Genomic DNA, 13,729 nt, shown 5'->3' on the forward strand with positions numbered 1-13,729 from the left:
CCGGTTCCCCCATCATGCCGGTCAGCGCGTCAGCTTCTTGTAGGCGACGCGCGTCGGCCGCGTCGCCTCGTCGCCGAGGCGGCGGATCTTGTCCTCCTCATAGGCCTCGAAATTGCCTTCGAACCATTCGACGTGGCTGTCGCCCTCAAAGGCCAGGATATGCGTCGCGAGACGGTCGAGGAAGAAGCGGTCGTGGCTGATGACCACTGCGCAGCCGGCGAAATTCTCCAGCGCCTCTTCGAGCGCCGCGAGCGTTTCGGTGTCGAGGTCGTTGGTCGGTTCGTCGAGCAGCAGGACGTTGCCGCCCTCCTTCAGCATCTTGGCCAGGTGGACGCGGTTGCGCTCACCGCCCGACAGCATGCCGACCTTCTTCTGCTGGTCGGTGCCCTTGAAGTTGAAGGCGCCGACATAGGCGCGCGTCTGCATCTGGTGCTTGCCGATCGTCATCAACTCGTGCCCGCCCGAGATTTCCTCCCAGACATTCTTGTTCGGGTCGAGCGCGTCGCGGCTCTGGTCGACATAGCCGAGGCGCACGGTATCGCCGATCGTGATGCGGCCGCTGTCGGGCGTTTCCTGCCCGGTGATCAGCTTGAACAGCGTCGACTTGCCGGCGCCGTTCGGACCGATGACGCCGACGATGCCGCCGGGCGGCAGCGTGAAGGACAGGTCCTCGAACAGCAGCTTGTCGCCGAAGGCCTTCGAGATGCCTTCGACCTCGATCACCTTGCCGCCGAGGCGCTCGGGCACCTGGATGACGATCTGCGCCTTGCCGGGGGCGCGATTTTCCTGCGCCTCGACGAGCTGGTCGAAGCTTTTGATACGCGCCTTCGACTTGGCCTGGCGCGCCTTCGGCGACTGCCGGATCCATTCGAGTTCGTCGCGGATCGCCTTCTGGCGGCCGGCTTCCTCGCGCGATTCCTGTTCGAGGCGCTTCGCCTTCTTCTCGAGATAGGTCGAATAATTGCCCTCGTAGGGGAAATAGCGGCCGCGATCGAGTTCGAGAATCCAGTTCACGACATTGTCGAGGAAATAGCGGTCGTGGGTGACGAGGATGACGTTGCCCGGATAGTCGACGAGATGCTTTTCGAGCCAGGCGACGCTTTCGGCGTCGAGGTGGTTGGTCGGCTCGTCGAGCAGCAGGATCGATGGCTTTTCGAGCAGCAGGCGGGTCAGCGCGATCCGGCGCTTTTCACCGCCCGACAGATTTGCGACGCTCGAATCGCCCGGCGGGCAGCGCAGGGCCTCCATCGCGATTTCGAGCTGGTTGTCGAGCGTCCAGCCGTCGACCGCGTCGATCTTTTCCTGAAGCTCGCCCATCTCGGTCATCAGCGCGTCGAAATCGGCATCCTCGGGCGGGTCGGCCATCAGCGTGCTGATCTCGTTGAAGCGGTCCATCATGTCGGCGACCGGGCGGACGCCGTCCATGACGTTTTCCTTCACCGTCTTCGCCGGATCGAGCTCGGGCTCCTGCGCCAGATAGCCGAGGGTGATCCCCTCGCCCGGCCACGCCTCGCCGGTGAAATCGGTGTCGATGCCCGCCATGATCTTCATCAGCGTCGACTTGCCGGTGCCGTTGGGGCCGACGATGCCGATCTTCGCATCCGAATAGAATTGCAAGTGGATGCCGTTGAGCACCGGCTTCTGCGCACCGGGATAGGTCTTGGTCAGACCCTTCATCACGAAACTATATTGGGCGGCCATCGAAACGCTCCGAAACTGGCTGGGCCGCTGGTTGCGGCCGGGAGGGGAAAGGAAGTCGGGGGCCGGTTAGCGAATGGGCGGCGGATTGGCAATCGGCGCTTGCTCCCGCCCCGAGGCGGCGGTTAGGAACAGGCCATGCCAAAACGCCCCGTATCCGCCTGCGCTGCAGGCCTCGCCGCCCTTGTCGCCACCCTCTCCGCCGCCCCGGCGCCCGCTCTCCAGCCCGCGGCGCCGGGCGCGCTCGATCTCGCGCTGCACGGCGAGGACCCGGCCTGGTCGATCACCGCCGACCTGACGACCGAAATCGGTCCGCGCCCCGCCGGCACCGAACGCGAGGCCGCGGCGCGGCGCTGGGCGGTCGCGCGGCTGAAGGCGATGGGCTTCGCCAATGTGCGCGAAGAGACCTATGACATGCGGACCTGGGTGCGCGGCGAGGAGAAGGCCTGGCTGACCGCCCCCTTCCTGCCGCAAAGCCTCGCGATCACCGCGCTCGGCAACAGCGGTTCGACCGGCGCCGCCGGTTTCGAGGGGGATGTCGTTTACTTCGCCGGCTTCGACGCGTTGCAGGCGGCGCCCGACGCCGCGGTGAAGGGCAAGATCGTCTTCATCGACAATCAGATGAAGCCGACGCAGGACGGCAGCGGCTATGGCTATTACGGCCGCGGGCGCTTTCAGGGGCCGAACGTCGCGGCGAAGAAGGGCGCGCGCGCGATCGTCATCCGCTCGATCGGGACCGACAACCATCGCAATCCGCATGCCGGCGTCACCAATTTCGACGATGGGGTGAAGCCGATCCCCGCCGGTGCGATCTCGAACCCCGACGCCGACCTGCTCGTCGGCCAGCTCCGGCGCATCAAGGCCGGTGCCGCGGCGCCGGCAGCGCTGCGCATGAAGCTGCTCCTCACGCCGCGCGACCTGGGGCGGCAGAAATCGGGCAACGTCATCGCCGAGGTGCCGGGCAGCGACCCGCACGCCAGCCCGGTGATCCTCGCCTGCCACCTCGACAGCTGGGACCTCGCGACCGGCGCGATCGACGACGCGGCGGGATGCGGCATCATCACCGCTGCGGCGCGCCACGTGATGGCGGCAGGCCAGCCGCGCCGGACGATCCGCCTGCTGTGGGCGGGGGCCGAGGAAGTCGGCGCCTTCGGCGGCCAGGCCTATTTCGATGCGCACGGCGAGGAGCGCCATGCGGTCGCGCTGGAATCCGACTTCGGCGCCGACCGCATCTGGCGCGTCGATTTCGGCCTGCCCGACAGCGCGAAGCCGCTCGCCGACCGCATCGCCGCCGCGCTGGCGCCGCTGGGGGTGACGCGCGGCCGCGACCGGGCCGGTGGCGGCGCCGACATCGGCGCGCTGGTCGCGGCGGGTGTTCCGGCGATCGACCTGCAGCAGGACGGTACCCGCTATTTCGACTGGCACCACACACCCGACGACACGCTCGACAAGGTCGATCCGGTCCAGCTTCGCCAGAATGTCGCCGTCTGGACCGCGACCGTCGCGAGTCTCGCCGAAAGCAGCGATACCGAGCTGCCGTGATTGTTACGGTAAAGTGAACCTTTTCTGCCGCTTCGTCCCATCTCAATTATTTTTGTTGACGATTGGTACGGAAAGACTAAATCCCGCGGCTCGCGGGAAGGGAAAGTTTCCCCAGCGCGGAAAGGCATTTTAGGGAGCCCACACATCATGAAGAAGTTTGCTGCTATCGCCGTTGCTGCCAGCATGTTCGCCCTCGCCGCTTGCGGTGAGAAGGCCGCTGACGACGCCGCCACCACCGAAGCTCCGGCCGCTGACGCGGTTGCCGAAGACGGCGCTGCCGCGACCGCCGAAGGCGCCGATGCTGCCGCCGCCGGTGCGGAAGCCGCCGCTGCCGGTGCCGACGCTGCTGCCGCTGGCGCCGACGCTGCGACCGCCGCTGCTGCTCCGGCCGCCGACGCCGCTGCTGCTCCGGCCGAAGAGAAGAAGTAAGTCGCAGCCCTTCGGGGCATCGACCGAAAGAAAAGAGGCGGTCTTCCCGATGGGAAGGCCGCCTTTTTCTTTGGCACAAAGCGGGCCGGTCAATGCGGAGCGAGGATCGCGGCGACCAGCGCGACCAGCACGAAGGCCGCCAGCCCCGCCGCGAAGATCAGGCGGCGGCGCCGGGTCCGCAGGATAATCTCGCCGCCGCGCACATCCCGCGCCCGATGCAGGGGTTCGGTCGGATGCGCCATCGTCAGAGCATCGGATAGCCGAGGCCGTAATATTCATAGACGGTACGGCCGTAGGTATCGTTGTATTCCGGCGTTTCCTCGCTGCGATAGCGCGGCGCCCCTTCGACCTGGTCCTTGGTCAGGTTGACGACATAACCGCCCTTGTCGGTGTCGTAGGTCAGCATCTCCCACGGAATGGGGTAATGATCGCTGCCGAGGCCGAAGAGGCCGCCGAATTCGAGAACGGCATATTCGCTCTTGCCCGAGCGCTTGTCGATCATCACATTCCGGATCGTCCCGAGCCGCTCGTCCTGCGGGTTGTAGACCGTCGTGCCCTCGACCTTGTCGGACGCGATCAGGCGGTCGGTTTCGTTTCTTTCGATAGTGTCGGCCATGGCTCCTTCTCCTTTTTCGGGGGGAGGAAGCGGCGACGCATGGCTGGCGGCACCGCCACCTTTCCAAGCAACGGATGCGGGGCGCCGATGTTCCGCACCCCGTCGCAAGCACGCCACGGCTGCGCGCCGGGACGGCGAAAACAGGAAGGCGTCCAGAAGGACAGGCAGCATCTGGGAGAGAATTGGTCGGCCTTCGCGTTGTCCTATAGAACTTTGTGTGAGGCGCCAAGCGGCTCTCTCAGGGTACGGCTTGAGGAAATCCGCCGAGATGAACATGGTTGGCTGCGCGCGGCGTGAGGATGCTTCTTCCTAGCTGAAATGTCATATTGGCAAGTTAAGAATCTTGCCATCCGATGGGGTGGCAAAGCATATCGGATGGATATTTGCCCAAGCAGCGGTCGTGCTGAGACATGGAGATGTAGCCATGCCTTTGAGGCTTTGGATCGTATTTCAGGAAAATATAATTGGTTCCGAACTTGCCGGGGCTAAACGATGAGCGGTCGCCGCCCGCGAAGAGCTGATGTCAACGCTTCCAATGAATTTCGGCCACCGCATAGCACCCGTTTTCCCGATGATCTGGTAGAGGACGCTCGTAGGATATTCCAAAAGCGCGCTGACAGGAATCTAACATCCGAGGATGCCCGACAGATGTTGGAGAACTTGACCGGCTTCTTCTCCGTCCTGCACGAATGGGATCGCGAGCGCGTTCGCCATGAAACTGGGAAAGGAATCAACAAAAGAGATTAGGATGGCTCAATTCGATGAAGCGGCTAACTTGGTGTCATTGCCATCTCCATATTCGGGAATTGGATAATGCTTGGCGTTTTCCGTAGCCTCCGCCGGCGCTGGCGGGCCGCACGGCATGATCGCGCGGTCAAGGCCGACCATCAGGAGATGCTGCATCAGGCTCTCTCCGCCGAGGTGGGTCGTTCATTCGGAGAGGCGGCGGCCGAGTTGCGCGTTCTAACTGCAAAACGGCGGCAAACACCTTCCGAGATTCTGCTGCGCGAAAGCCGTGAACACTGGTGAGTTCCGTCTGCATTGCGCTCCATGTCGGACGTTCAACTGATGACCGGCCATGAGTGTCCGCCGTCAGCGCCAATGGCACAGATTTGAGGTTGTGATTTAAGGAGGATTTGGGCTTCGTCGTAGTGACGAAGGAACGAAGATGAAGCCCAAATCCTCCTTGAAAAAATCGGCGCCGAAGGCCCCAGCTGAGCGGGTGGTGAAGGACATACGGCGTGCGACGCGCCGGCACTTCTCTGCAGAGGACAAAATCAGGATCGTGCTGGAGGGGCTGCGCGGCGAAGACAGCATCGCCGAGCTGTGCCGCAAGGAAGGCATCGCCCAGAGCCTGTATTACACCTGGTCGAAGGAGTTCATGGAAGCGGGCAAGCGTCGTCTGGCCGGCGATACCGCCCGAGCTGCGACCACCGGCGAGGTGCACGACCTGCGCCGCGAAACCCGTGCCCTGAAGGAATGCGTGGCCGACCTGACGCTGGAAAACCGTCTGCTCAAAAAGCATGATCGCGGATGGGGGCGACGAAGAATGAGGTATCCCGCATCTGAGAAGCTCGAGATCATCAGGATCGTCGAGCAGTCGCATCTGCCCGCCAAGCGGACGCTGGACCAGCTCGGCATCCCCCGCCGGACCTTCTATCGATGGTATGACCGCTACCTCGAAGGCGGGCCGGAGGCGCTGGAGGATCGGCCATCGGCGCCGAGCCGGGTGTGGAATCGCATCGGCAACGATATCCAGCAGCAGATCGTCGAGATGGCGCTGGACCAGTCCGAGCTATCGCCCCGCGAGTTGGCTGTGCGCTTTACCGACGAGAAGCGCTACTTCGTGTCGGAATCGACGGTTTACCTGCTGCGCGACAATCAAGGTGAGAACAGCGCGACAATCTAGATGAGAAAGGCGGCGGTGTGTCTGTCGGGACGAGGGGCGAAGCCCCGAGGAGCGACAGACACACCGCCGCGAGCGCCTTTTCTTCTGGAAGGGCGCTTTTGGTGATCGTGACCTGTCAGGTGGCGCCTCCTTCTGAAGGGGAGAAGCGGTGCCTGGGAGCCATATCAACGATCATCAGGTGAGATTATATATGAAGATGAGACAGACAGTGTCGCCGCGTTCAGCGGCGGCGTGCGCGGCGTTCAGCACGGCGACGGCCTATCGGCTGGAGCAGGATGCGCAGTTGCCGTCGCAAAGAAGGCGCCGCGCGGTCGCCGTCGCCCCGATCCGCTGGCGGATATCTTCGATAGCGAGGTTGTACCGCTTCTGGAGAGTGCGCCGGAATCCGCGCCGTCGCGGTGTTCGAAGAAATGCAGCGTCGTCATCCTGAGCTTCCCGATGGAGTGCGGCGGACGATGGAGCGTCGGATCCGCAGTTGGCGGGCGCTGCAAGGCCCGGATCGCGATGTGATCTTCCGCCGGTGCACGAGCCGGGGCGGATGGGGCTGTCGGATTTTACGGACATGGCCGATCTGGGTGTACGGATCGCGGGGGTCGAGCTCGACCACCGGCTGTATCACTTCCGGCTCGCCTGTTCGGGCTTCGAGCATGCCCATGTGATCCTTGGCGGCGAGAGTTATGTCGCGCTGGCGGAGGGTCTGCAAAATGCGCTGTGGGCGCTGGGCGGGGCGCCGCGTGAACATCGCAGCGACAGCCTGTCGGCGGCGTTCCGCAATCTGGATGCATCGGCGCGCGATGATCTGACGCACAGATATGACGCGCTGTGCCGCCATTACCGGATGGAGCCGAGCCGCAACAACCGCGGCGTTGCGCACGAGAATGGCGCGATAGAAAGCGCGCACGGGCATCTGAAGGCGGCAGTGCGTGATGCCCTGCTGATGCGCGGATCGGTCGACTTTGGCGAGCTTGCGGAATATCGACGCTTCATCGACGAGATCGTCGCGCGCAAGAATGCCCGGAGCGCGAAGCGCATCGACGCCGAGCGGGCGGTGCTTCAGTCGCTGCCGGGCATGCGCACCAGCGATTATGAAGAGGTGCTCGTCATGGTCACCTCCTCGGGCGGGTTCACGCTGCGCAAGGTCTTCTACACGGTGCCGTCGCGGCTGATCGGTCACCGGCTGCGGGTACGGCTTTACGACGACCGGCTTGAGCTCTTCCTCGGCGGCACGCCCCTGTTCACTCTGCCGCGCGGTCGCGCCGACCGCAAAGGCAAGCATGATCATGTCGTCGATTATCGCCATGTGATCCATGCGCTGCGGCGTAAGCCGATGGCGTTGCTGAACCTCGTTTACCGTGACCAGCTCTTCCCGCGCGAGGCCTATCGGCGCATGTTCGACCGGCTGATCGAGCGGCTCGCCGATCGGATGGCGTGCCGGACGATGGTCGAGTTGCTCAGCCTTGCACATGAGCGGGCCTGCGAGGCCGAGCTTGCTGGCGTGCTGGAATCCCTGCTGGCGACGCCGCAGGGCATGCCGGACATGGCAGCGCTGCGTGCGCGGTTCGCGCCCGACCCCGCGGCTTTACCCGAGGTTATCGTCGAGCTCGTCCCGCTGAGCGCCTATGAAGCGCTGCTGGCTCCTCGCGCGGAGGAAATGGCATGACCCAGGGCATCGATGCGACCAAGCTCACCCTGATGCTCAATGAGCTGCGGCTTCCGACAATCAAGCAGCTCTGGCCGACGTTCGCCGATCGGTCCGACAAGGAGGGCTGGCCGGCGGCACGGTTCCTCAGCGCCATCACCGAGCATGAGATCGCCGAACGCGGTCGCCGCCGGATGGAGCGGCATCTGGCGGAAGCAAAGCTGTTGCCGGGAAAGACGCTCGATACGTTCGACTTCGACGCGGTGCCGATGATATCGAAGGCGCAGGTCATGGCGATCTGCGCCGGAGACAGCTGGCTCGAAAACGGCGCGAACCTGATCCTGTTCGGCCCGCCCGGCGGGGGCAAATCGCACCTGTCGTCGGCGATCGGACTGGCGCTCATCGAAAAGGGCTGGCGCGTGCTGTTCGTCCGGACCTCCGACCTCGTCCAGAAACTGCAGGTTGCGCGCCGCGAGCTTACGCTCGAAAACGCGATCAATCGGCTCGATCGCTTCGATCTGCTGATCCTGGACGATCTGGCTTACGTCGCCAAGGACCAAGCCGAAACCTCGGTCCTGTTCGAGCTGATCAGCGCGCGATACGAGCGGCGTTCGCTGCTGATTACCGCCAACCAGCCGTTCGGCGAATGGAACCGGGTCTTCCCCGATCCCGCCATGACGCTGGCCGCTGTCGATCGCCTCGTGCACCACGCCACCATCTTCGAAATGAACGTCGAAAGCTATCGGCGGCGCGCCGCGATCGACCGAAAGCAGCACGGCGCAGGTCGGCCCGCAAAGGTCGCGACAATCAAAAATACCGGCCTGTCGCTCCACGACAATCAACCTGCGACATAGGCCTTGCCAGCGACAATTAAACACATCAAAACGGCACCGTCGCGGTCAGCGCTTCTCATCCTGATCGTCGCTAACTTCTCATCCAGATCGTCGCGCTACAGTTTACCGGCTTCTGAAAGCCCATGACCTGATCACCAGCCCGGCCTTCATCGTGATCAAGGCAGCCGATGCGTTCCACACCAAGACGACGCGGCCGAACGAGATGTGGCAGACCGACTTCACCTACTTCAAAATCATCGGTTGGGGCTGGGTGTATCTGTCGACCGTGCTCGACGACTTCTCCCGCTATGTCATCGCCTGGAAGCTTTGCACCACCATGCGCGCCGGGGACGTCACCGACACGCTGGAACTGGCGCTTGAAGCCTCGGGCTGTTCGTCAGCCAGGGTCGTGCAAAAGCCCAGGCTGCTCAGCGATAATGGTCCGAGCTACATCGCCGAGGAGCTGGCCCAATGGATCGGTGCCAACGGTATGAGCCATGTCCGCGGCGCCCCGATGCATCCCCAGACCCAAGGCAAGATCGAGCGCTGGCACCAGACCCTCAAGAACCGAATCCTGCTGGAAAATTACTTCCTGCCCGGCGATCTGGAGACCCGGATCGAGGCCTTCATCGACCACTATAATCACCGCCGATATCACGAAAGCCTCGGCAATGTGACGCCCGCCGACACCTACTTCGGCAGGGCTGACGCCATCATCAAACAGCGCGAAAGGATCAAACGGAAGACCATCGAACACCGACGCTTGCAGCACCGCAAGCTCGCCGCTTAATATCAACCCCAGGACGAGGCCCGCGCTCCGCTAATCTACGCCGCGATCTGCGCCAAATGTTCTGACGACGGACAACGAACCGTCCGACATCGCGAAGATAATTACGCTGCGTCTCCTTCGAGAAGCGGCGCATGGTCATGTCGTCGATCAGGCGCTGGCGCAGCGGGCTGATCGGGCCAATCTGGATAAGCTCGTTCATCGTTCGACTCCTCAGGTAAAGGAGCCGAAAGGGTCTGCCTGCGGCAGCCCACGTTCAATCAGGTGCGGCGATCGCTGGGCCGCTTTACATCGAGGCTAGCACCAATCCGCGCAGCGGTTCGTGCACCGACCGATCTTTGCCAATCTACCTCAAGCGTCTGTCGGCATTCGTTAGTGGAGACCGCACTAGTGAGTCTGGTTGCAGTTGACTGACGGTCAGAAAGTGCGCTTGGCTTCAATGATATGCTGCGTCGATTGACGCGGCAATGTCGGCGATCGAGCGGAACAGGGTCAGCGGATCGTCTTTGGAGGGAAGGAAACCGCGGCGATTCCAGAAAGCGGCAGCTTCGCTGTCCACCGCATTGACGACGAGGGCACGGCCGCCGATCAGTTGTGCGGCCGTCGCGCAGCGTTGGAGCGCATGTTTTAGCAGGCCCGTGCCGATACCCTTTCCAGTCCAGCCTTTATCCGTGGCGAGCTGACCCAGCAGCAGACAAGGAACGGGATCGGGCGGCCGGCCGGTGCGGATCGATCGGGGAAGCTGCGCCGGAACGATTGAAGTGGGCGCGAGACCGTAATAGCCGATGACGCGGCTATCCTCATGGACGACCATGACCGCCGTGAAGCCCTTTTCCTGATTGGAGAGCGCTCGCACTTGCAACCAGCGATCGAGCGAGGGTTTGCCACAGGAAAAGGTTGACACGTCGTGCGCGCCCGTCAGCGGTTCTGGGCCAGAAACTGCCAAGGATTATTCCCCGTTTGCGGGGTTGTCGGTTTCCCAGGGCGCGGCGCGTCGGAACAGTCCTACCATTTCGGGAACAGGCGCCGCGGGGCCGGACACGGCGGCCATGAAGGCGTCGAAGCCTTCGGCGCTCATACGGATCGGCGTGGTCTCCATCAGCACGTCTTCCGCCGCCCGCACGGCGGCATCTCGCACGAAATCCGTGCGCGAACGTCCGCGTAATCTTGCTGCGCGATCGATAATTGCAATGTCGGCATCCGGCAACCGCATGGACAGCGGATGTTCTTTACGTTGGGCTTGGCGTGACATGATTCACCTCTGCCATCACATAGAAGAATGTATTGCATTTTGCAATACGCAATGGCGTGCTGTCTGGCTATAACCCATTCAGGATTAGAACTCGGAATCCTTGCTTTTATTAAGATAATTCAACGCCTTGCGAAGACCACCCTTTCGGGAGCGAAATTCCCGATTCCAACAGCCTTCATAACCCATTGAAAGGTTTAGAACTATTTGGCCGAAAATATTTGGTCGGGGAGACAGGATTCGAACCTGCGACATCCTGCTCCCAAAGCAGGCGCGCTACCGGGCTGCGCTACTCCCCGACCGGCCCCGCGCCTTAGCCGCGCCGGGCGCGCGAGTCTATCCCGCCGCGGTCGCGACGAGCCGCGCGTAGAAGTCGATCATCCGCTTGAAGCTGTCGACGCGCATATGTTCGTTGGTGCCGTGGATCATCGCCGATTCCTTCAGCGAGAAATGCATCGGCATGAAGCGGTAGACGTCTTCCGACACCGGTTCCATGCTGCGGCTGTCGGTGCCCGCGACGACGAGGATCGGCGAGAGCACGGCGCCCGGTGCGTCGGCGCGCGCGGCGGCGGCGATCCATTTCCATCCCTGCGAATTGGTCGACGACACGCGCGACGGTTCGCGCGGCGGCTTGACCCAGCTCAGTTCGACCTTCGCGTCGCCCACCGCTGATTTGGCGCGCGCCATGATGTCGGCCGAGCGGTTCCACGGCGCGATGCGATAGTTGATCAGCGCGGAGGCGGTCTGCGGCAGAACATTCTCCTTCGGGCTGCCCTCCAGCATCGTCGGGGCAATGGTGGTGTGGAAGGCAGCAGCGGTCGACGGGACGGCCGCGATCTGGCGCTTGAGCAGCGGGCCAAAAAGCCATTGATTGGCGACCGCCATCCGGGTCGTACCGCCCTTTGCCGCAGCCAGCGCCTCGAGCATCGACGCGCCCGGACCCCGGACTTCGTAGGGGAATGGATCGCCGCTGATGTCGAGGATCGCCTGGGCAAGCGTCTGGACCCCGGTTTCGGTCGGGGGCATCGAGCTGTGCCCGCCCGGCGCGTTCGCCGTGACCTTGAGCGTCGCATAGCCCTTTTCGGCGATGCCGATCATGATCGCCGGGCCGTTGATGACGGGCGTATCGGTGAGGACGAGGCTGCCTTCGTCGATCGTGAAGATCGCCTTCACCCCGTCGGCCTTGAGCTTCGCGGCCGCGGCGATCGCACCCGATCCGCCCGCTTCCTCGTCATGCCCCGAAACGAGATAGATGCCGCGCTTTGGCTGGAAGCCTGCGTTCGCCAGCGCCTCGAGCGCCTCGAACAGCCCGATCAGCGATCCCTTGTCGTCGACCGTCCCGCGGCCCCAGACCGCCTGTTCGGCGATCTGGCCCGAAAAGGGCGGGTATTTCCACTCGCCCTCGGTCCCGGGGGTCACCGGCACCACGTCCTGATGCGCCATGACGATGATCGGCGCGAGCGCCGCGTCGCTGCCCGGCCAGTGATAGATGAGCGTCCGGTTGGGCAGCACCGTGCGCGTCATCGCACCATGAACCGCGGGATAGGTCGCGGCGAGCCACGTATGCAGCCGATCCCATTGCGCGACGTCATTATCGGCCGGGTCCTGATGCGAAATCGTCGGAATCTGCGCCGCGGCGCTCAGATGCGCGACCGCCGCGTCGAGGTCGTAGGACGGGACCGCAGCGAGCCGGACATCGCTGCCGTCGGCGATATCCTTTGGCGCGAAGGTCGCAGTGCGGACCGCCACGGCGCCTGCCACGACGGCGACGACGGCAAGGCCGCCCAGAAAAATCGTGCGGCGTCGCGCCATGATCCCCTCCCCATGCTGTCGAGGCTTCTATGGAGCGCCATGGGTTGCAATTTGCAAGGGAAATGGTGGGCCCGGCAGGACTCGAACCCGCAACCTAGCCGTTATGAGCGGCCAGCTCTAACCATTGAGCTACAGGCCCCCGAGGGGATCAGCGCGCGATAGCGGAGCCGCCGCGCGCTTGGCAAGCGGCATCGCTCATCGCGCGCATCGCGCCAATATGTCGGCGGTGCCAGCGGGGCGCACGCCGCGGCGGTCGAGGTGCGCAAGGACGACGTCCCACCAGCGATAGAAATTCGCCAGATCGCGATCGGTGCGGACATACGGCGTGTTGCCCGGCTGGAGCGATGGCGAATGGAAGGAGAAGGTCAGAATGGGCAGGCGCCGCGCGATCGCGACGTCGATCGCCCGGCACGCGCGGTCGGCGGGAATGCCTTCGGGCGTCAGGGCGATCCGCTCGACGAGGCCGAGCCGGGCCAGCCCCGCCCCGGCGCGACGCCCCACGCGGGCGGCGCCGCGATAGAGCGCGGGTCCGGCGCGGCCCAGCAGTCCCGCGAACACCGTCGTCACCGGCACCTCGACGAGCGGGCCTGCCGGCGTCTCCAGCCGCCAGGGGTGCAGCGGCGCCTTGCGATAATCGGGTCCCTGCCCCGCCCGATAGTCGAAGGCGGATCGCACCGACGTGTCGCACCGGAAACCCAGTTCGGCCAGCATGGTCGCGGTCTCACCCCCCAGGCCGTAGCGCCCGGCGCGATAGACCGTCGGCGCGGTGCCGAAGCGATCACGGATCGCGTCGCGCAGCGCCGTCATCTTGGCGCGCTGGAGCGCGAGTGGGAGATTGCCGGTGTAGCTGTTACGCTCGTTCACCTCTTCGTCGTGCGGCGGCGTCACCCATGGGTGAAGCTGGGCGCCGATGTCGCAGTGCCCCGCGGCCTGCGCCGGGCCGAGGATCGCGAGCGCGCGGTCGTCGGCGACGATCGGCCAGTCGACCAGATAGATGGGACAGACGCCGGCGCGCTCGAAATAGCGCTGACAATCGGCGAGCGCCGGCACCGAATCGAGGCGATAACCGGTTCGCGCGAAGGGCGCGCCCCAGTCGAAATCCTCCTCGGTATCTATCGTGACCCAGAAGACGGGATGGTCGCCTTCCGCCAGGTCGATGCGATCCTTTGCGGCCGGATAGGCCAGCAAATCCGCCGTCCGCTGCAAACGCCCCTC

11 protein-coding genes, 2 tRNA genes and 3 pseudogenes are annotated in these 13,729 nt (G+C 64.1%); 7 read left to right on the top strand and 9 right to left on the bottom strand.

The window, feature by feature from the left end:
• Positions 1 to 21: 21 nt before the first annotated feature.
• Positions 22 to 1,701, bottom strand: a complete 1,680-nt coding sequence (gene ettA / locus AC2S9W_RS13800; RefSeq protein ID WP_076075335.1) for an energy-dependent translational throttle protein EttA — start codon at positions 1,699 to 1,701, stop codon at positions 22 to 24.
• A gap of 135 nt (positions 1,702 to 1,836) precedes the next feature.
• On the opposite strand from ettA, the gene AC2S9W_RS13805 reads away from it, so the two are divergent.
• Both AC2S9W_RS13805 and AC2S9W_RS13810 read left to right on the top strand, forming a co-directional pair.
• On the top strand, positions 1,837 to 3,240 hold the full coding sequence (locus AC2S9W_RS13805; RefSeq protein ID WP_076075332.1) for a M28 family peptidase: 1,404 nt from the start codon (positions 1,837 to 1,839) through the stop codon (positions 3,238 to 3,240).
• Between the two features lie 147 nt (positions 3,241 to 3,387).
• Positions 3,388 to 3,669, top strand: coding sequence for a hypothetical protein (locus AC2S9W_RS13810; RefSeq protein WP_076075329.1), 282 nt, complete (start codon positions 3,388 to 3,390; stop codon positions 3,667 to 3,669).
• 89 nt (positions 3,670 to 3,758) lie between these two features.
• Here the strand turns inward: AC2S9W_RS13810 and AC2S9W_RS13815 are convergent, their stop codons facing one another.
• Positions 3,759 to 3,911: a peptide ABC transporter permease gene (locus AC2S9W_RS13815; RefSeq protein WP_104959666.1), complete on the bottom strand. Its 153-nt coding sequence runs from the start codon at positions 3,909 to 3,911 to the stop codon at positions 3,759 to 3,761.
• Positions 3,912 to 3,913: 2 nt separating this feature from the next.
• The gene (locus tag AC2S9W_RS13820; RefSeq protein WP_067106618.1) at positions 3,914 to 4,285 is read right to left on the bottom strand and encodes a PRC-barrel domain-containing protein; all 372 of its coding nucleotides are present in this window, start codon (positions 4,283 to 4,285) and stop codon (positions 3,914 to 3,916) included.
• 813 nt (positions 4,286 to 5,098) lie between these two features.
• Between AC2S9W_RS13820 and AC2S9W_RS13825 the strand changes: the two genes are divergently transcribed.
• The 5 genes and pseudogenes from AC2S9W_RS13825 to AC2S9W_RS13845 form a co-directional block, all read left to right on the top strand.
• The gene (locus AC2S9W_RS13825; protein ID WP_486571029.1) at positions 5,099 to 5,314 is read left to right on the top strand and encodes a FitA-like ribbon-helix-helix domain-containing protein; all 216 of its coding nucleotides are present in this window, start codon (positions 5,099 to 5,101) and stop codon (positions 5,312 to 5,314) included.
• A 139-nt stretch (positions 5,315 to 5,453) separates the two neighbouring features.
• Positions 5,454 to 6,158: pseudogene (locus AC2S9W_RS13830) on the top strand (transposase); the annotation flags it as partial.
• Between the two features lie 184 nt (positions 6,159 to 6,342).
• Positions 6,343 to 7,854: pseudogene (gene istA / locus AC2S9W_RS13835) on the top strand (IS21 family transposase).
• A complete protein-coding gene (gene istB, locus AC2S9W_RS13840) occupies positions 7,851 to 8,687 on the top strand; it encodes an IS21-like element helper ATPase IstB (RefSeq protein ID WP_067182650.1) in 837 nt (278 codons plus the stop codon). The pseudogene istA and the gene istB overlap by 4 nt, the downstream one beginning before the upstream one ends.
• Before the next feature lie 94 nt (positions 8,688 to 8,781).
• A pseudogene (locus AC2S9W_RS13845) lies at positions 8,782 to 9,456 on the top strand (transposase); the annotation flags it as partial.
• 433 nt (positions 9,457 to 9,889) lie between these two features.
• Here AC2S9W_RS13845 and AC2S9W_RS13850 read toward each other — a convergent pair.
• From AC2S9W_RS13850 to AC2S9W_RS13875, 6 genes are all read right to left on the bottom strand, one after another.
• The gene (locus AC2S9W_RS13850; RefSeq protein WP_486571030.1) at positions 9,890 to 10,399 is read right to left on the bottom strand and encodes a GNAT family N-acetyltransferase; all 510 of its coding nucleotides are present in this window, start codon (positions 10,397 to 10,399) and stop codon (positions 9,890 to 9,892) included.
• A 3-nt stretch (positions 10,400 to 10,402) separates the two neighbouring features.
• Positions 10,403 to 10,705 (bottom strand): type II toxin-antitoxin system TacA family antitoxin, encoded by a 303-nt coding sequence (locus tag AC2S9W_RS13855; RefSeq protein WP_486571031.1) that lies wholly within the window; start codon positions 10,703 to 10,705, stop codon positions 10,403 to 10,405.
• A 219-nt stretch (positions 10,706 to 10,924) separates the two neighbouring features.
• Positions 10,925 to 11,001 (bottom strand) — tRNA-Pro (locus AC2S9W_RS13860).
• Between the two features lie 37 nt (positions 11,002 to 11,038).
• Positions 11,039 to 12,514 (bottom strand): M20 family peptidase, encoded by a 1,476-nt coding sequence (locus AC2S9W_RS13865; protein ID WP_076075327.1) that lies wholly within the window; start codon positions 12,512 to 12,514, stop codon positions 11,039 to 11,041.
• 63 nt (positions 12,515 to 12,577) lie between these two features.
• Positions 12,578 to 12,653, bottom strand: a tRNA-Ile gene (locus tag AC2S9W_RS13870).
• A 56-nt stretch (positions 12,654 to 12,709) separates the two neighbouring features.
• The gene (locus AC2S9W_RS13875) at positions 12,710 to 13,720 is read right to left on the bottom strand and encodes a polysaccharide deacetylase family protein (protein WP_076075324.1); all 1,011 of its coding nucleotides are present in this window, start codon (positions 13,718 to 13,720) and stop codon (positions 12,710 to 12,712) included.
• Positions 13,721 to 13,729 lie beyond the last annotated feature (9 nt).

Source organism: Sphingopyxis sp. 550B, from assembly GCF_057401805.1.

Bases quoted from the DNA above. Each gene is read 5' to 3' on its own strand.
- ettA (WP_076075335.1), bottom strand. From the start codon at position 1,701: ATGGCCGCCCAATATAGTTTCGTGATGAAGGGTCTGACCAAGACCTAT.
- AC2S9W_RS13805 (WP_076075332.1), top strand. From the start codon at position 1,837: ATGCCAAAACGCCCCGTATCCGCCTGCGCTGCAGGCCTCGCCGCCCTT.
- AC2S9W_RS13810 (WP_076075329.1), top strand. From the start codon at position 3,388: ATGAAGAAGTTTGCTGCTATCGCCGTTGCTGCCAGCATGTTCGCCCTC.
- AC2S9W_RS13815 (WP_104959666.1), bottom strand. From the start codon at position 3,911: ATGGCGCATCCGACCGAACCCCTGCATCGGGCGCGGGATGTGCGCGGC.
- AC2S9W_RS13820 (WP_067106618.1), bottom strand. From the start codon at position 4,285: ATGGCCGACACTATCGAAAGAAACGAAACCGACCGCCTGATCGCGTCC.
- AC2S9W_RS13825 (WP_486571029.1), top strand. From the start codon at position 5,099: ATGCTTGGCGTTTTCCGTAGCCTCCGCCGGCGCTGGCGGGCCGCACGG.
- istB (WP_067182650.1), top strand. From the start codon at position 7,851: ATGACCCAGGGCATCGATGCGACCAAGCTCACCCTGATGCTCAATGAG.
- AC2S9W_RS13855 (WP_486571031.1), bottom strand. From the start codon at position 10,705: ATGTCACGCCAAGCCCAACGTAAAGAACATCCGCTGTCCATGCGGTTG.
- AC2S9W_RS13865 (WP_076075327.1), bottom strand. From the start codon at position 12,514: ATGGCGCGACGCCGCACGATTTTTCTGGGCGGCCTTGCCGTCGTCGCC.